The sequence below is a fragment of the Runella defluvii genome, assembly GCF_014195535.1.
Classification (GTDB): domain Bacteria; phylum Bacteroidota; class Bacteroidia; order Cytophagales; family Spirosomataceae; genus Runella; species Runella defluvii.
The window spans coordinates 345,823-363,764 of record NZ_JACIBY010000003.1 but is presented as its reverse complement, the minus strand read 5'-3'; the positions used below and the strand labels follow the sequence as shown (position 1 = coordinate 363,764).

General features: G+C 40.6%; 13 protein-coding genes. All 13 read right to left on the bottom strand.

Annotated elements, in window-relative coordinates:
• Window positions 1–18 precede the first annotated feature (18 nt).
• Window positions 19–570: a CRISPR-associated protein Cas4 gene (cas4, locus tag FHS57_RS09040; protein ID WP_183972717.1), complete on the bottom strand. Its 552-nt coding sequence runs from the start codon at window positions 568–570 to the stop codon at window positions 19–21.
• A complete protein-coding gene (locus tag FHS57_RS09035) occupies window positions 567–1,160 on the bottom strand; it encodes a transposase (RefSeq protein WP_183972715.1) in 594 nt (197 codons plus the stop codon). The genes cas4 and FHS57_RS09035 overlap by 4 nt, the downstream gene beginning before the upstream one ends.
• A 152-nt stretch (window positions 1,161–1,312) precedes the next feature.
• On the bottom strand, window positions 1,313–1,981 hold the full coding sequence (locus tag FHS57_RS09030) for a hypothetical protein (protein ID WP_183972713.1): 669 nt from the start codon (window positions 1,979–1,981) through the stop codon (window positions 1,313–1,315).
• Complete coding sequence (locus FHS57_RS09025; RefSeq protein WP_183972711.1) at window positions 1,981–2,967, bottom strand: DevR family CRISPR-associated autoregulator; 987 nt, start codon at window positions 2,965–2,967, stop codon at window positions 1,981–1,983. Before FHS57_RS09025 ends, FHS57_RS09030 begins: the two co-directional genes overlap by 1 nt.
• A gap of 11 nt (window positions 2,968–2,978) precedes the next feature.
• A complete protein-coding gene (locus tag FHS57_RS09020) occupies window positions 2,979–4,733 on the bottom strand; it encodes a hypothetical protein (RefSeq protein ID WP_183972709.1) in 1,755 nt (584 codons plus the stop codon).
• A gap of 1 nt (window position 4,734) precedes the next feature.
• Window positions 4,735–7,266: a CRISPR-associated helicase Cas3' gene (cas3, locus tag FHS57_RS09015; protein WP_183972707.1), complete on the bottom strand. Its 2,532-nt coding sequence runs from the start codon at window positions 7,264–7,266 to the stop codon at window positions 4,735–4,737.
• 75 nt (window positions 7,267–7,341) lie between these two features.
• The gene (locus FHS57_RS09010) at window positions 7,342–8,268 is read right to left on the bottom strand and encodes a helix-turn-helix transcriptional regulator (protein ID WP_183972705.1); all 927 of its coding nucleotides are present in this window, start codon (window positions 8,266–8,268) and stop codon (window positions 7,342–7,344) included.
• Window positions 8,269–8,327: 59 nt separating this feature from the next.
• Window positions 8,328–9,131, bottom strand: coding sequence for a CRISPR-associated endoribonuclease Cas6 (gene cas6, locus FHS57_RS09005; RefSeq protein WP_183972703.1), 804 nt, complete (start codon window positions 9,129–9,131; stop codon window positions 8,328–8,330).
• Window positions 9,132–9,417: 286 nt separating this feature from the next.
• Window positions 9,418–9,888: a hypothetical protein gene (locus FHS57_RS09000; RefSeq protein ID WP_183972701.1), complete on the bottom strand. Its 471-nt coding sequence runs from the start codon at window positions 9,886–9,888 to the stop codon at window positions 9,418–9,420.
• Window positions 9,889–9,939: 51 nt separating this feature from the next.
• Window positions 9,940–11,034 (bottom strand): AEC family transporter, encoded by a 1,095-nt coding sequence (locus FHS57_RS08995; protein ID WP_183972699.1) that lies wholly within the window; start codon window positions 11,032–11,034, stop codon window positions 9,940–9,942.
• A gap of 75 nt (window positions 11,035–11,109) precedes the next feature.
• Window positions 11,110–12,291: a pyridoxal phosphate-dependent aminotransferase gene (locus tag FHS57_RS08990; protein WP_183972697.1), complete on the bottom strand. Its 1,182-nt coding sequence runs from the start codon at window positions 12,289–12,291 to the stop codon at window positions 11,110–11,112.
• Window positions 12,292–12,439: 148 nt separating this feature from the next.
• A complete protein-coding gene (locus tag FHS57_RS08985; RefSeq protein ID WP_183972695.1) occupies window positions 12,440–13,900 on the bottom strand; it encodes a SusD/RagB family nutrient-binding outer membrane lipoprotein in 1,461 nt (486 codons plus the stop codon).
• A 13-nt stretch (window positions 13,901–13,913) separates the two neighbouring features.
• On the bottom strand, window positions 13,914–17,105 hold the full coding sequence (locus tag FHS57_RS08980; protein ID WP_183972693.1) for a SusC/RagA family TonB-linked outer membrane protein: 3,192 nt from the start codon (window positions 17,103–17,105) through the stop codon (window positions 13,914–13,916).
• Between the last annotated feature and the right edge of the window lie 837 nt (window positions 17,106–17,942).

Here is a 17,942-nt window from a genome sequence, read left to right as displayed (position 1 = left end):
TTTGTCTTCCAATGGTTGTTATTCGTCTCCCACCCAGCAAAATTCAAAATAGCTACACGCTTTGCATTTTGAAATCGGCAACTTTGGCGGACATTGTTCTTGTTCGAGCACTTCCCTGATTTTTTCGATGTTGGCTTCAATTCGTAGCACGTCCTCTTCGCCAAGTGTCACCCGTTCGGTTTGGCGTAATTTGGGGTATTCGATAACACCGTGGCTGACTTCTACGCCATTTTTTTGCAACAAGTACAGATAAAACTGCACCTGCGCGACGTGCGCCCATTCTTTGGCTGCCGATTTCTTGGTTTCGTGGACAATCCCACGTTTGGCGTCAAAAAAATCTATTTTGGCCGTTAGGACAACCTCCTCACCCCAGCCATCTCCTTTCTGGAGAGGGAGTGATATTTCCACCTCTTCGTTTTTATCGGCCCGAAAAGGATAGCTCTCCTCCCTTATCAGCTTGCCTTCATACACCACCTCCGAGGTGTGTTCCATTCGGATGGCATGGTAGTGCAGCCACATTTTGCGGTGGCACAGCTGGTAATAGTTTAGCAATGTCGCAGTGATGTTCATTGGTCAAAAAATTTGTCCTTGTTCCAGTTGGCAGGATTGGTGACGATGTAGTTACGAATCCTATCCCACGATGCTTCGTTCCGAATGATATTGTCCCAAAAACGTTCTTGCCAACCAAAATTCTGCTGTGGAAAGGTTTCACGGATGTGTTTGGTACAGGCCGATTTAAACGAACGAATTACGGTTGGTATCGACCCTGCATCGGGCGAAATCGCCTGATAAAATGCGGGGGCATTCGTGGGGGGTAGAGACGTTGCATGCAACGTCTCTACGTCGTCGTCGTCACCGTTGTCCCCCCGATTTTGTTCCCGCAACGATTTATCCAATACCAAAATCCCGTGAATATGATTAGGCATCGTCACGAAGGCGCCCAACGCAATGTGTGGAAAATGCGCGGGGATGTCGTACCAACACCCCTGCACAATTGCCCCCATGGTCGATAATTTCATTTTTCCATTGACACATTCGCCAAAGAAATGTGCTCGGTCTTTGGTACAAATGGTAATAAAATAGGCCCCTTCCGACCCATAATCCCATCCTTTTAACCGTGCCGATTCGATACGGTATTTGTTCTCAAACAATTCCCCCATAGCCGTCTAAGTTTTTTAGGCATTAGACGGGGGTTGGGGGGAATGGTAATGGGATTACAAAAAATGCTAAAGGGTAGGTACGTTGAAGACAACATCTCTACAGAAAGTTGATATTTCCCTGTGTATCAAAATGTCGAGGAAACGTCATTAATTTATTTGAATAATGTAAAGCTTTTTGATGCACCTACTATTTGTAATGGCAACACTAATATCTGCTTCGACCTTTTTACTGTCGAATTGGAGTAACTATTTACACTATCAAAAGTCGCTTTTTCATCAAAATCGTCATACGACTGTAAGACTCCCATAACTCCTTTTTTAGCATCAAATGGCTTAACATTGGCTTCTGGAGGGTTATCATTAAATTCCAAAAACTGAAAAAAACAACCTCTTTTCCCAAAATAATTGATTTTATACAAATATTTCGAGAGATATTGTTTTGCTTCAATTGCCGAAACTTCAAAAATGATTTCAATCTTGTCTGAGATGAAAACATATTCTCTGAAAGAAATGGTTGGCTTAAATCCACTTCCCTCTCTTACTGGTTCTTGAATTTTAACAAATGAATTGTTTACACAAAAACTATTTGAATCAGGTATATAAAAACTTATTTTTGAGTCACGAATAAACCCAAATTCTTGACTTTTTTTCTCCTCTAATTTTGACAAATCACCACCAATCGTAATGGCTTGATTAAGAATTGCCATTTTTATAGAATAAGGCGAAGGCAAAAAAAGGGATTTTGCTCCTTTATTCGTTGAATTACTTTCTTTTAGCGAAAATAATGTCGTTGGTTGAAAAATTGCCGAAAACCTCATCATCAGGAAATTTTGTAGGGTTCATACGTCATTAAATCTGCAATAATTTCGGCAAGATTACCTAAGCCATCAAATTTTTTCAGTTCAATCATATCTGACTCTATCTTGTTCAAGCTGTTAGCAATTTTCGTGATTTCAGCTTGGTAACCATCATTTATAGCACTGATAGTTGGAGCAGGAGTTAGTTTACTTGAAATTGCAACAACTCCTTTAAAATCAGTAATATGTGGCTTTTGGGTGCTCGTCATAGCCCCTTTTGGATTAATAAATGAACTCAATAAACTTTGCAATAGTGCTTTATAGCGCGCGGCTCTATCAACTCCATCTGGATATTTTCTTGAAATATCATTAAATCCAATACGGTAAACGTCTATACTACAGACGAAAGCATACACTCCATGGTTGGCGGGACGATGGAAAATATTTTGTCCTTCATTACTTCCCGTTGTTTCTGTACTTCCAGCATTCGTAACAAGTTTTGTATGCAAGTAACTTTCAGTATTAGTTTTATTGGGGATTCCCACTGTCCAACCAAATTCAACTGTTGATTTTCTTGGCGTGTTTGAACTGTTTTTATTCTCTCCAATTTTGTCAGTAATCAAAATTCCATGCGTATCGCAAACTGTACAAATATCAATCATCGCATCTATAACATCAGCAGCAGTACCGTTCGCTTTAGCAATACTATTTTTAGAATAACTCCCTAATTCTTCCCCAGAAATTCTGTTCGGATTTAAAGCTTCTGCATATTTGCTCAAAGGCAATTGTTGTTCTTTAGCAATTTGAGCCAAATGAACGGCATGTATATGTTTAAACATATCGCCAGAGATAGCATTGACGGTATGTATTTCCCCTTCTTTATCAACAATTGTTACTTGACGAGTGATAATTTGATTTCCTTCACCTCCTTCATTATTTAAAGAATGAAGATTTAGCGTAATTTCTCCACTGATTGAGATTGAGGCAATTATTTTTTTAGCTTCAGCCATTTTGGTAGTGTTTATTGGTTAGTATCTTCTTGATTATCTTGCGTTTGCTCAGTTTCGTCTGGCTCTTGTACTTTTTCTTTTGATGAAAGAGCAAAGCCATAAGACGCTAATAATGCACCTACTAAACGAGGAGGATTACTGTCTAAAATATCATAAAACCTCATCAATTCTCCTTCTTTTACATTGGCTCTAAGAGCTTTACCTCCATTCTTTTCAGCATTTCTTCCTGTTTCAGCATTATAAGTACTGATAAACTCACCAATGAAAGTTGCTAAATCCTCCTTTGATTTAGATTTGTTTTGAAGCTGCTGAGCTAGACCATATCGAATATCAAATTTTCGTTGGTCTTTAGGTGTGTACTGAAGACTTACAGTACTTCTTCTAATAGCACCCGCGACGGCCTTAAAACCTTCATTGTTGATAATTTCACTTAATTTTGGTTCCATATTGTGATAAAATTTGTTTAAATGTTCAATTTTAAATGCCCTTACAAATTTGTTCCCTTTGGTCAATTGTTGCATTAAATAACCAGAGTACCAGTAATTGAATTTTGAAAAATGACCCAACGCTGAGTTAGATACACTTCCAAGAAAATCCCTATAGGCTTGCAATCCTTGCATTGAATCACCTAATTCTTCAATGTTCGATATTAAAGATTTTTGCTGGCTTAGAATTTCAATCCATTCTAAACTCTCATCCTTATTTTTATACTCAACAAAATCTGGAGTTTGAATAAAGGCAATATTTGCCACCGCCTTATTTTGACCCAAATCCTTTTGATAAACAGAATGAAAGCCTTTTATTGTGTTTTTTACCTTTCCTTTATTGTATTCGGGTGTTTCTTTTATAAACTTTTCAGTAAAATCAAGAATGTTTATAATATCCAATTTTATTGGTGAAGTACTTTTCAGGTGCTTTTTAAAATGACACACAACATCTTTTGCTTTGTGCAATAGAATATCATTAAACTCGGGGACAAATACCTTTAAGTCATACGAAGAACCAACTTTTACATACTGGCAAACCATCATGTCTAACGCACCCGAAATTTTCATCGTTTCGGAAATCCAATTTGAGTCTAGATTACCCATTGAAGGATTGTTAGCTTTTCCTCGGTTCAGCCCTTTCCCTTGATTCGGGTTGTATAACTGCTGAGATGTTGGCTTTTCATCTGCTAATTTAAACGACCTTTTAGCAATAGGTTGATCGGTATAGAAATTCAAAATCTCTTTAACCAATAATCTAAAGTTGTCCCTATTCTGGTAAAAGTTATCGAAGAGTTTACTAAATGATGCGTATGGGTTCTTGATTATTTCCCTGTACACATCAAACTCAGCATCTAGCTTTTTGCCAAATTCTGACAGTTTTTCTTCTGCTAGTTTCTTACGTTCAACTTTCTTCTGCTCTACATTCAAGAGCTTATTGCTTTCAATTTCGGTAAATCGCTTCTTATAATTATCTAACTCAACCTTTTGGTCAGGATAATTGAAATAGTCATTCACCAGAAGACCTTCTGGAACCTCTTGACTTGCATCTTTTTTGATAAATTTTAATATCAAGAAATATGACAAGTTATCTAAAAGCTCGTTTGTTAAAGGTTTATTGCTACTTACACAATAAAAACTCCCCTTATCTTCAATTTTTATTTGTACACCTTGAATACTAAGGTTTGAGAAAATATTTGATATAAGTTTTGCAACCCCAAAAGCTTCTAATGTCTCAGAGTAAGTGCCAGATTCTTTTTTAATTGAAAAGTTTTGATACATGTTAGTTTTCGTTAAAATATTTTTTAAAATTATCTGTCGCTTTCTGGTCACAAAGTCTAAGAATCCTTACAAAAAACAAATAAATGACATACTGCTTAAAATCACTATCATCTAATATAAACCCATCCAATCTTCCCTCTGTATCATTTTTTTCCAAGTCAAAGTCTAACTCGAACTGTGCCAACAGTTTTCGCATAACGTTATAATTAAATTCTGAAATCTTAAAAGTTGGATACTCTGCTTTTGATAAGTCTGGGCTATGATGTTTTGCTATTGCCATGGAGATACCACTTTTTAAATAGGCATTATCATAATATTCATCTAGTACTTCTTGGATAGCATAAGCTCCAACGCCTGCGTGTGGAGGTCTTTGGTTAAGTCCTGCCTGTTTTGCTAAGGCTAAGTCCTTTTCATCCTTTGAGTCATAATCTGTATGTCCCAATACTTCAAGTTCCCAGTTGGTGTCTTTCAATGCTTGGTATTTTTGCATGGGCACTTGCCATTTTTCATTGAGCTTTCCGTAGTCGTGTAAAACAATCATCCACTTTATCAGTTCAATAAAATTATCCTTTTCTAGCTCTGACATATCAATGTAGTCAGCCAATTGCTTAAATACAAAGTCCAATTTATTTCTTTTATCTCCCAAAAATTCTTGTTCAAAAGCTCCAATTAAGCCCATATTGTGCTGATAGAACGTATCTTTTTCAAGTGGTTTGAAATCATCTTTCTTTTCTTTATACACGCTTCTTGGCGACGAATTATCAAATGTAGATTCATATTGCCAGTTTAACCCTATACCTTCATCATAGCCTAAATAATAGGCATTTACGAATAAACGGTTTGGGATTTTATCAAGAGTAGTGAGCTTTTGAAGCGTAAATTTAACATCTTCATCATTTTCAAAATTCATTTCGCCTAAGAAGGTATTTTCTTCCAAAGTCCATGCAAGTGTATTCGATTCAATATCATAGTTTCTTACACCTTCTCCTTTCATAATTTTGTTTAGCCATGAAACTAAGCTCCATTTATACATACCAATTGATTGGAAGCGAAATGGATATTTGGCAACTTCATTTTTTTGGTTCTCATTGATTAAAATAACTTCTACACTCTGAATATCTCTAATTGTATGTCGGTAGTTATTCTTTTTACAATCCTTCCAGCTTTGTTTAATCTTTTCTTGATTAAATCCGCCAGCTTGTCCAGAAGACATATTTTTAATTAAATCTTTTTCTGTTTCGCCTAATACTGCTTCAATTAGTTTTTTTAGAATATTTCCATCAAGTGTTTGATATTTTTTAAGTTCAGTGAATGTTTTTTCACATAAATCTTTATCATAAGGCAAATATTTATTATTCAATTTCGCTATCTCAGTCTTATCTTCTTTGTTTTCTGGTTCTAACTTTATTCGTTCTTTCTCTTCAACCTCCAAAAGTGAATAAATAAATACTTTCCCAATTTCATCTGCAAAGCGAGCATTACGACCAACCCTTTGTAAAAAAGAGCTTATTGGTGATATTTCTGTGTGCATGACTGAACATGAAATATCCATTCCTGCCTCAATTACTTGCGTTGCTATTAATATCACATTGGTATCGGTAGCATTTTTCCCGAATAAGTTCTTCAACTTATTCTCTTTTGCTTTCCTGTCACTATCAAAAAAGCGAGAATGTAAACAGATAATTTCGGCATTTTTGAACTTCAAATTATCGGTTATCTCCTTTTTCTCAATCAGTTCATAGTAGATTTTTTGTGCATTTTCAACCCGATTACAAATGATTATTGTTTTATCCTTATGGTTTTCAATGACATTTTCTGCATTTAGTGTTGTATCTAAAACGCAAACGGTTTTCTTATTTTCGGTAGGAAGTAAAGACCTTATTCTACTTTTATCAACCTCAAAATCATCTAATGTGATAATTTCGTAATTATCCAACGTACTTTTGAGAGAGCACATAAAATCTTCACTAAGTGTCGCAGTCATTATACAACATCTACAAAGATTCCCGAGCATTTTCAATGTACCAATAGTGGTTGCCATTGAAAGCTCACTATCTAACAAATGAAATTCGTCAAATACTAAATAACTTCCAATCAATGCCCCTGCATTAATATTGGCTTGTCGTGGTGATAACGGCAATGGAAAGCAGAGGAAATTACTTAACGTTTGATCAATAGTTGAAAAAATAATATTCTTCTCAAAGTAGGGGTCATCAGAATATTCTCCTGTTTGTCTTTTTATTTCTCCTTCATCATACCCATTTTTTTTAAGAACTTCAAAAACATCTTCATAAATAGAGTTTGTCAAAGTCCTCAAAGGAAGACTATAAATCATTTTTTCAGGAAATGAGTCAAGCCCTAATTCTCGCGCATACAAAAAAGGCATTATAGATGCCCACGTTTTTCCTGCTCCTGTTGGGACTTGTAATATTACATTTTTACCTTCCAATAGTTTTTTAGCTACGGCAAGCTGATAACTGTATGGAACAATGCCATCAGAAAATGTTTTTTTGTAGTATTCTTCTATGTTCATATTTTCGTAAATCAATTTTCTGTTTCAAATATTCACCCCTCCCCCCCTCATTATTCGCCCTACCCCTCAAATTTTCTAAAAATTTATTTTTGCAATGTGCCTTCGGATATGCGCAATGAGCGATTCAGGTTCTACGATTTCAACGATATGCTCGTGATAGCCCAGAATAAAGTTGGTCAGCCCAAAGAACTTTTCATTTACATTACATTCAAAATCATATACACCAGGTTCGCCAGCCGAGGGTTGTAAATAGGCTTGCGTAAGCGGGAAGCGTTCTATCAATTCGTTATAGCCACCCACACGCAGGCGAATATGCACCCGTATTTTTTGGTCATTTACAATCCTAAAAGGGTCTGTGGCAGTTACATAATGTTGCGTTTCGTATAGCCAAGGTAGTTCCTGCAATTCTACTCGCTCAATTCTTGAAATCCTGTAATGCCGAATGTCCTTGCGTTCGATGGCAAAAGCATGAAGTATGTCTTCTTTTACATTTACCGAAAACGGCTCTACCAACCTATCTGACACTTCGCTACTATTCGTTGAACGGTAATTGATCAGTTTCACCACTTTTTTATGTTGCTTGGCTTGCTCCAGCAAATTCGCTTTCGAGAGAAAAGTCCTTGAAAACAAGCTACTTCCCAATTTTGATACATCATAAATGGCATTCAATTTTTCCTGCATTCGCTTTGTTCTTTTTTCAGAAGCTTTGGCATTGTTGGCAAGAGCATCCATCAAAATTTCTTTCTCGGTTTCTGTAAAAAACAGCATATCCTCTAAGTGTTGCATCGACTTGTTAGGAACGATAGCATATCGGTATTGATGGTCGTGTTCCACATTAAAATCGGCATCACGAAGCTCTTCAAAATCCTTTTTGATAGTATCGGGGACAACGTTGTACATGGTCGCCAATGTCCTTCTCGTATATTGGTACGGGCTCTCAATGAGGAGCTTGAGAATTGCCAACAAGCGGTATTTTGGACTATTATCGTTGAATTTATTCATAACTCAAATTCATTAACCTAGCGCATTTTCTTTTTCTAAAAATTAACTTCCAAAACCCTTCATCCCACCACCTCTACACACCCACATCCCATCGAACAATACTTCCCAAATCCTCCCAAATAGCCTACCTCGATGAGTTCGGGCGGGGCGGTCAGGGAAAACGTAAAATTGTGATAACCAATTACTTTTGTTTGCTCCTTCTCTTTGCCTTCTTTGGCCAGAAAACCTCGCTTTTTTATCCGTTCAGGGTCGCTTAGCAACTCAAACTTGACCAGTCGCTCGGCAATCGCCGCGTCCATCTCCATGGAAGGTTGCACCGAACGCAGTTTATCGACCAAATTCACCGCAAAAAATCGCCCAAAATCAGCGTCCGTTGGGGTTAAATATTGATCCAAATCATCTACTTTTTGGGCCACAACCATCGGCGACAGCGTACGAAATGTCATCGAACTTTCCATCGCGGGCAAGGGCGCTGTCTCCACGCGTTCTACCACAAAATCGGCCCTACATTCTCGATTATAAATGCTCAGTTGCTGCTGTTGAAACAGCCCAACGATAAAATTTTCGGCCGCTTTGTCCACATAAAATGAAATATACAACGTCAAAACACCCGAACGCAGCACCATATACGTATCACCTTTCTTAATGGGTTCGATGCTGGGTATTTGCAAAGCTGAAAAAGTAAAGTGCTTAAACGCCTTTCGACTCTCGGGTACTTGGTAGCCCCGTTCATGCAGAAAACCAGCATACTCAGCGTCGGCATTGGCCAAGCGACCATAAATCCACGCTTGCAGGGGATATTGGTAGTTGAACACTAAACGCTGACGGTCTCTAACGGGGGCTAACGTGAGTTTGAATCGCATGAATTATGTCATTTAGAACGCTAATTTATGCCATAAGTTAGTTTAACGAGAACTTTACTTATGTTTTACTAAAAAAATAAAAAAACAACGCCGAGACGAGTGCCTCGGCGTTGTCAGTTCAATCATTGATTATTCAAACCCACCAATAATCTTTAAGTCAATAGTCCACGGTCGATGGTCAATAGTCCATGGTAGTCGAGTCATCCATAGTCCACTGTCGATAGATTAGACCATTGACTATGGACTGTAAACTATCGACTGACAACTGTGGACTGTCAACTATTGACTAATTCGCTTGGAGACGCGCTAGTTTTGTAAACGCTTGCTCCTTGTATTTTCCAGTCAGTGTTAGTGATACAGTATTTCCAGATTTAGGGGCTGCTAGTCCAAATTCAGCCCACGTTTTTGTAATCGTTGCACGGCCTTTGGAGTCGGTTGTCACGTCGGCAATTTTTGTTCCCGTGCGCGTCGTCAAGGCCAAACTCAACCCCGTAAGAGGAATAGAGTCAATGCCTTTCTTGTAATCCAAAATATTGGTTTTGTCCAATTCAAAAATCCGAACGCTGACCGTCGCTTGCGTACTTGTCGCTTTTGACGTGACGGTAGGCTCAGTTGTAAAACCTCCGCCATCGCCCACGGCATTGTCAAACACTAGCAATACAGGCGAAACAACTCTGTCCACAAAGGGGTCTTCTACTTTGCAAGATGCTGCTGCCAAGGCCGTAGCCACAAATAAGAATATTTTCAAAGTTTTCATTGGTTCATCAGTTTTGTTGAAACATTCATTGTAACAAGTGTTCGTCGTTTTTTATGCTTTCGACAAACGAACGGTTTTACGTCCCAAAAAAGTTGGAACAAAACCCACTAACATCAAAACAATTCCCGAGATGGCAATGGTACTGGTATGGGCAAAAAACGTTCCCGTTGACAAAATCCCTAAAATAAGTAACGTAGAAAAAGGCAACGAAAAGGCCATGACCAACACCGCTAACTCGGCATTAAACGTACGGCGTTCTTTTGGAATCTCCAGGGCTTCTTCGCGTGAGTTAAAAGCTGAGATGTGTGCAAATGGCCAAAAACTCGCCGAACTCAACGGAATGACGGTGGCCAACAAAATCATGGTTGGGTCATGAATGCCCAGCAGTGTAATAACAGCGGCGCTAAAAAGCATCGTTAGTCCTGCACGAAATACCAACAACGAAGCAATAAGTCTTTTTTTACGTTGTTTTAGTTGAACAGCTACCCCGATAAAAATCAACACCAACGGCGTCATCATCGCGCTTGTTTTGTCAAATACTTCCTGCACAATCATCGGAAGTGCTTTAAAATTTAAGCCTAAGCTCAACAAAACCGCCGCCGAAATAATGATGATGTTAATGGGTTCTTGAACGAGGTTCATCAAAAGACTTTTGATTTTTTCGCCCATTTTGGTTTCCTCCGATTTGGTATTTTTGAGGAACATGTTCATAGCGATAACGTACAAGAAAATCAATACAAAAAACTTGTTTCCTACGTCGCCAAGCGCAGCCATGGCTACACTTTTTTCACCCAAAAATTCGGCAATAAACGGGAAGCACGATAAGCCTGGTGCCAACGACGGCAACAACATCACCAACGTACGCCCCATCGAACTGTCTTTTTCGATGCCAAAAAAAGGAAAGGCCAACGGCGCTGTGAAATACATAAAAAAGTTAAACAACAACGTTAACGCAGGAACTACAATCAGCTTGGCGTCCACGTCGATTTTCATCAACGCAATAAAAATCGTGGCAGGAAGTGCCACCGAAAGCACCATTTCCTTGATTCCGTTGGTTTGTTCTTTGTTCTTAAACTTAGAACGTAATATAAGACCTAACCCAATCAACGCCAGAAGGGTTATGGCTTTTTGTAAAGCTTCACTCATAAGTAAATGTGGAAAAGTAACAATTCGTTGGGCGTAGGTAGGTTTGCTACCTACGCCGCTGTCCTTATTTCAAAATTAGCTTATCGCCTCAAGCGTACTTACAAACTGCTTGATTTCGTCCATCGTCCCCATACTTACGCGGCACCAAGGCTTGCCCTGAATTTCGTATCCGCGTACCATGATGCCTTTCGCCATCATTTTTTGGAGCAATTCTTTGGTCGGAATGTTGATCGGGAAAATCACGAAGTTGGTGTATGAAGGCACGTATTTGTAACCCAAACGATCCAAGTTTTTGCAAAGATACATCTTCACTTCGTGGTTCAGTTTACGTGTTGTGTCTTGGAACTCTGCATCGTCCATACTTGCCACCGCTGCGGCAATCGACGTTTGGGTGATTCCCATTCCACCACGGGTGATTTTCTGAATTTTATCCAACGTTGCAGGGAGCGCCGCTACGTATCCTACGCGCAAACCTGCCATACCCATAATTTTTGAGAAAGTACGGGCGATGATAACGTTTTTCTTTTGTGCCAACAACGACACCATACTCTGAGTATCAGCACCTACGGCCAATTCAAGGTACGCTTCGTCCACAAAAATGGGTACTTTTTCCGAAACACGTGAACAGAAATCCAATAGCTCTTTGCCCGACGTGATGCTACCCATTGGGTTGTTAGGGTTACAGATATAAACAAGTTTTGTGTCCTTGTCGATGGCCGCTTCCATTGCTTTCAAGTCGTGCGACCAGTCACCTTTGCACGGCACCGCCTTCCAAGTAGCTCCCGTCGCTTCGGCTACTTTTACCAATGACATATAAGTTGGGTCAGCCGAAACTACATTTCCACCTTTTTGGAAAAGTACGATGGCCACTTTCTCTAACAAATCCGACGAACCAGGGCCCATCATGATGTGGTCAGGAGTAACGCCTTCTTTTTTAGCGATTTTTCCAACAAGGTTTTCTAACTCTTTCCACGAATAACGGCTACCGCCCGCAACGGCATCTGCCACTGCCTTCCGAGCGCTCATTGGAGGGCCGTAAGGGTTTTCGTTGGCATTGATACGCACGATGGTTGGGGGCGTTTTTGGCGGGTTTTCCAACACCGTTTCTCTGAGTAAAGGGCTATGAAATAAGTTACCGTTGGTGTCTATACGTGAAGGTACATTTGCGAAGGCACCTACTGCTGGGGCAGCGGCCATTCCTCCTAAGGTCATCAAACCTGATTTAAGTAAACTGCGGCGGTTGATAATCTGTGTCATGTGTTTGTGAGTGTGTTTTGAATTGGTGGTTTAGCTTATGGCTTTTGTTGGTACTTTGTTATGGTGACTCTAAGTTAACTATTTTATTCACAACTACATAGCAAAATTCAAATTATGTATTTCTGTGAATAAAAATTTAACAAATGACTTATTTTTCAACCCACCAAAGCTTGGTTTTCATGTTATCGGCACCGCCATTGAGGGCAATACCTTTTTCCAAACTAGCTTTGTTGAGTGAATATTCGGTACTTGGATACGGCAAACGGGTTGGCAACACACCATCATTTTCAAAAACGGCGCGTGGATCTTTGGCAGGTAATACAGGGAAACCTGTTCTGCGGTATTCGGTCCAAGCCTCTACCCCTACTCCGTAGAGTGCTATCCATTTTTGATCAAGTACTTTTTCGCGCGTTACGGCACCTACTTTGGTAAAATAATCGGCAGGCACTTTCAACCCATATTGTTCAAAAGAAGCCGTAATCCCGTTTTCAAAATACGTTTTGGCATCGCCTGTAATGTCTCCATCAATGGCTGCTTCGGCCAAAATCAGGTTCAATTCTGAAAGCGTCATAATCACACTTGGTGTTTCGGGGCGGGTGAAGTAGTTTCCAATCGTTGAGCTCGACGACAAGTAAGTCGTGGCAATGGCATCGGGCAAACCGTTGGGGTGTCCTACGTATTTTCCAGCTACTGGATTCGCATAAATCGTGATGCGGGTATCGCCCAAAGCGTTGAGCTTATCGGCCAAGGTGCTGCTGATGTTCCAGTCAGTACGGCTACCGCGTACCATCACTTCGTGCCATTCGTTGTTGCTTGGGAGCGTTGCCGTATTTTTAATCAAGGCATTGTCATCGTTGCTCGTAAAAATGGGGTATTTTGTGGCATCGCCCAAAATTTCTCTCATAATCGCCCGCGACTCAGCCGACTTCTTCGCAGCCTGGCGATTGGCCAAACGCAAACGCAATGAATTGGCAAACTTCTTCCATTTCAGGATGTTACCTCCGTAAATAATATCCCCTTGAACGCCTGGCCCACCGACTATGAGTTTTTCGTTGGCAATTTTCAGGTCGTTCAACAATCCTTCATAGATTTTATCTTGTGAATCATACGCAGGGGTGTAGCTAGGCGACTCGGCTGTCCCTTTTAAGGCTTCCGAATACGGAATGGCACCCCAAAGATCCGTCGTCACCGAAAACAACCACGAACGCATTACCAATGCCACGCCTTCGTAATTAGTGTTTGGCGCTTTGCCCGTTGGCGAACTATCAACAATGATTCGTTGGAAGTTCAACAAGCCATCGTTAAAGAAAGACGCCCAGTTGTTGTTGTAAAATGCGGGTGAAAGTCCGTAGTTATCTCCTTCGTTTGAGTAAATATTACGGGTAAAATACTGCATCCAAAGCATCATTCCGTCGATGTTCAAACGCTCAAAACGCGTGCTTCCCCCCCAAAATCTGTCCACCGATTTTTCCATGGCGTAGGGCAGCAAATACTGCGGACCAATGGCCGTTGGGTTATTGGGGTCGATGTTCATTTTGTCAAACTCTTTGGTACAAGAAGAACCCAAAAGAGCCGCCAACGTCAGCGAAAGTAATGTGTATTTTTTCATAGAGATAAGTCGTTTAGAATCCGAGAGATACGTTAAAACCAACACTACGAGAGTTAGGCAACTCGCCGTACGCAAACCCTTGACGGTTTCCACCGAAGCGGTCCACTTCTGGGTCGATGTGTGGTGTATTCTTGAACAAAATCGCAAGGTTACGTCCAACGATTGACACTTTGGCCGAGCGAATAAAAGAGCGTTTCAAGATGGCCTCAGGAACTGAATAACCGAAAGACATCTCGCGAAGTTTGACGTAACTTCCGTCATAAATAACGGCTTCATGATAACGACGTGGATTGTTGTACCCGTATAATTGATTGGCTGCCACAATGATGTCGTTTGGTGCATATACCGACGAGCCATCTGCATTGGTGCTTACCACTTTTACCCCTTTACCGATGATACCTTCTTCACGTCCAATCGCCGTTTCTTCGTACTGACCTGTCCAACGCGCCGTTCCCGTACCTTCGTCGAAGAAATCGCCTCCTACGCGTACATCAATCAAAGCAGCTAAAGAGAAGCTCTTGTACGTGAAGGTGTTAGAGAAACCACCCGTCCAGTCAGGCTGGATATTTCCGAGCAAACGTGGTGTGGTTGAAACCACTGGCAAACCGTCTTTGTAGATAATTTGACCGTCAGGAGCTTTTTCAAAACCAATGCCGTACAAAGCACCATAAGGTTGGCCAACGCGAGCTTCCGAAGTCAATCCACGCTGAGTGTGTAGCGTATAAGTAGTTAATCCTTCCGCAAGTGCGATTACTTTGTTGCGGTTGCGGGCAAAGTTAAAGCTCACATCCCACGTAAATCCGTTTACGGTTTTCAAAGGTGTCCCTGACAATACCACTTCAAGTCCTTTGTTGACAATTTCTCCCGCGTTTAAGATGCGACTATTGTAACCAGATGCTTTTGAGATTTCTACGCCAAGAATCTGGTTTTTAGACGATTGATTATAATACGTCACGTCCAATCCTAACTTACCACGAAGGAAACGCAAGTCTAAACCTAACTCAATTCCTGTTGTGATTTCGGGTTTAAGGCTAGAATTAGAGATGGTAGTGTTTTCATAATACTCGGGTGTGCTACCATTCCAAGCACTGGCTGAGCGGAATGTTTGGGCCAATTGATACGGCGAAGCATCGTTTCCAACTTGTGCCCAGCTAGCGCGCACTTTACCAAAAGTCAAAATAGAGCTTTGAAGATCCAACAAATCTGTCACTACTGCGCTTGCCGAAACCGATGGATAGAAGTACGAGCGAGCATTAGAAGGCAACGTGCTAGACCAGTCGTTACGCGCTGTAAAATCCAAGAACAAGGCGTTTTTCCAACCTACCTGTGCCGTTCCAAACACACTTTGCATTTCTGTTTTTTCGATGCGGCTCGACACGGTGTTCAAACTGGTTACGGAGTTTGATAAGTTATAAAGGCCATCTACCACCAACTCCCCAACTTGCGTGAAGTTACGTTTGAAATAATTGGTACGTTTGATGGCTCCCGCTTGAGCACTTACCGAAATGTTGTTGGTTACGCTTCTGTTGAACGACAAAATGATGTCGCTGTTGGTTTCTTGGGCACGTTGTACATCTTCCGAATATTGTCCAGGTGTACGGTTTCCGTTACGAACACGGTCGAAGTTGATGACGTTGATGCGCGTATCTGACCAATAGTCCGTTCCCGAACGAGCTAACACACTAAACGAAGGCGAAATTTTGTAGTTCAAGGCAATGTTACCTACCAAACGGTCTTTTTCATTGGATGATGGCAGGTAGTCTTGCGTGTAGAATGGATTGGTAAAAAACGTATGTTGCCAGTTAGGCGGGTCATTGTCTGGAAGGCGACCAGCCACTTTACGTTGAATATGCACCGTTGTATAATCGGCATATTTTTTCAACATCGACCAATCGGTGTGGCGGTGTGCCCAAATAAACTGCTGACCTTCTTGGAACGAACGGTTATCTGAGCCACTTTTTACGTATTCAGCTGATACTGTTGCACTTAACTTTGAAGTGAAGTTGTAATTAGTATTCAATTTAAAGTTATTCCGCCAAAAGTCATTGTTGTACATAATCCCTTTTTGGTCCATCCGACCCATCGACAAGCGGAAGCTTCCTTTATCGTTTCCTGCCGAAAGGGCTACGTTGTTGGTTGTAGTAGCACCCGTTTCCCAGTATCCTTCCCAGTTGTTGGGTTGAGGAGTAAGCGGCGCTACATCAGCTCCCGTGTACCAATGACGTACCAGACGGCCATCCAAAGGAGCACCCCAGCTTTCGTCCGTCCCTTCTGTTCCAGTCAAAGGTGCGTTAGGGCCATAGGCAGCGCGGTATTGTTGGATTTCGGTAGGATCAGTAATTGTACCCGACCAACCGTCATTATACCAAGTACGGTATCCGTTTCCTCCACCGTACATGTTTTGAAACTTTGGTTTGACCAATGGGCGCTCAAAAGTTGTATTGTGGTTAAACTCAATACCAATTCCTTTGGTACCCGCGCCATTTTTGGTGGTAATCAAAATAACCCCGTTGGCCGCGCGCGAACCATACAATGCTGCCGCGTTAGGGCCTTTTAGGATACTAATATCTTTGATGTTGTCGGGACTAATTTCCGACAAACCACCGCCGAATTGCTTTTCACCGCTAGTCATACGACTAGAGGTTGATTGGTCGATGGGGACACCGTCGATAACAACGAGCGGTTGGTTGTTCCCAGAAACCGACGAACTTCCTCGAATCTGCACCGTTGAGCCACTTCCAGGCCCTCCGTTGCTCGCCACGCGCACCCCTGCCACGCGCCCAGAGAGGCTATTGACAACATTGTTGGAGCGAGATTCAGAAATTTGATTTCCTTTGATTTCTTGTACGGTGTAACCAAGGGCCTTTTTCTCTTTCTCGATACCAAAAGCCGTTACTACTACCTCCTGAAGCGCTTTAATATCGGGTTGAAGCTCAATGTTAATGCTTGAACGCCCGCCTACGGGAATTTCCTGAATTGAATAACCAATAAAACTATAGACCAAAACCGCGTTATCGTCAGGAACGCTAATTTTGTAATTTCCTTCTGCATCCGTCACAACTCCAGCTCTCGTACTTTTTACGATTACGTTCACGCCAGGCAAAGCGCCTTCGTCTTTTGAAGTAACCGTACCTTTGACAAACCTTTGGGCATATCCAACCCACGCGATTGTCATTAATGCTGATAAAAGTAGATATTTTTTCATCTGGTAACAGTTTAGTTTTAGGTATTCGTGTGACTCCTTTCACGCATTGCACCGACTGAACAGTTGTTAATCTATACTGGCCGCATTAGCATAAACTAACCATCCGAACAGTCGGGCAAGCGTGGCCAAGCAAGAGGATTTTTCCTCCTTTATCTTTCGATTGAAAACAGCGAATGGAAAGAAGCTAAACTTCCCGTTCGGATTTCAATCTGATGCCATTTTGGAATTTCAAGTAACTGCGATACTCAGCGAGCAAACGTTCATAACCTCGTTTGCTTCCTTGCAAGAAATATGGTGGTCTGCACAGAGACCTTTCAATTTTTAGTGTTGAAACAACCCCTACAAGTGCGGCTCTGGAGCTATTCAACTAGAAGAAAATTGTACTATTCCTTAGTTTGTTGAATCGAAAGTATAGCATCATCTCCAAATTGCCAAATATATTTTAATAAATTTTGCAAAATATTTACATTTTACTGTTTTAATGCAATTATTTGTTGTTTTTACATTATTTTATTCTATATTTTCAATCATTACCAAACAATTATTAACAACAAAATAACAAAAATAGCTTGTTTATCAAAAACGTCATTTTGGTTATATTTTTGATTTTTTACCATTTTTTAGTTTAATTTTTGATGTATATACGCCAAAATTTTGATTTTTGTTAAATTTTTGATTGCACATTTTTGAAATATGTATTGACATTAAATTATATTTTTCTAATTTTGCATCATCAAAGACGCAGTCACTTATTCACACCATTAGTATATATAGTAAGAATAAGTACTTCCGTTTTATCGCCGCCAAGCGAGAGTCCAGTTTTTCTTTTGGGAAACA

Bases quoted from the DNA above. Each gene is read 5' to 3' on its own strand.
- cas4 (WP_183972717.1), bottom strand. From the start codon at position 570: ATGAACATCACTGCGACATTGCTAAACTATTACCAGCTGTGCCACCGC.
- FHS57_RS09035 (WP_183972715.1), bottom strand. From the start codon at position 1,160: ATGGGGGAATTGTTTGAGAACAAATACCGTATCGAATCGGCACGGTTA.
- FHS57_RS09030 (WP_183972713.1), bottom strand. From the start codon at position 1,981: ATGATGAGGTTTTCGGCAATTTTTCAACCAACGACATTATTTTCGCTA.
- FHS57_RS09025 (WP_183972711.1), bottom strand. From the start codon at position 2,967: ATGGCTGAAGCTAAAAAAATAATTGCCTCAATCTCAATCAGTGGAGAA.
- FHS57_RS09020 (WP_183972709.1), bottom strand. From the start codon at position 4,733: ATGTATCAAAACTTTTCAATTAAAAAAGAATCTGGCACTTACTCTGAG.
- cas3 (WP_183972707.1), bottom strand. From the start codon at position 7,266: ATGAACATAGAAGAATACTACAAAAAAACATTTTCTGATGGCATTGTT.
- FHS57_RS09010 (WP_183972705.1), bottom strand. From the start codon at position 8,268: ATGAATAAATTCAACGATAATAGTCCAAAATACCGCTTGTTGGCAATT.
- cas6 (WP_183972703.1), bottom strand. From the start codon at position 9,131: ATGCGATTCAAACTCACGTTAGCCCCCGTTAGAGACCGTCAGCGTTTA.
- FHS57_RS09000 (WP_183972701.1), bottom strand. From the start codon at position 9,888: ATGAAAACTTTGAAAATATTCTTATTTGTGGCTACGGCCTTGGCAGCA.
- FHS57_RS08995 (WP_183972699.1), bottom strand. From the start codon at position 11,034: ATGAGTGAAGCTTTACAAAAAGCCATAACCCTTCTGGCGTTGATTGGG.
- FHS57_RS08990 (WP_183972697.1), bottom strand. From the start codon at position 12,291: ATGACACAGATTATCAACCGCCGCAGTTTACTTAAATCAGGTTTGATG.
- FHS57_RS08985 (WP_183972695.1), bottom strand. From the start codon at position 13,900: ATGAAAAAATACACATTACTTTCGCTGACGTTGGCGGCTCTTTTGGGT.
- FHS57_RS08980 (WP_183972693.1), bottom strand. From the start codon at position 17,105: ATGAAAAAATATCTACTTTTATCAGCATTAATGACAATCGCGTGGGTT.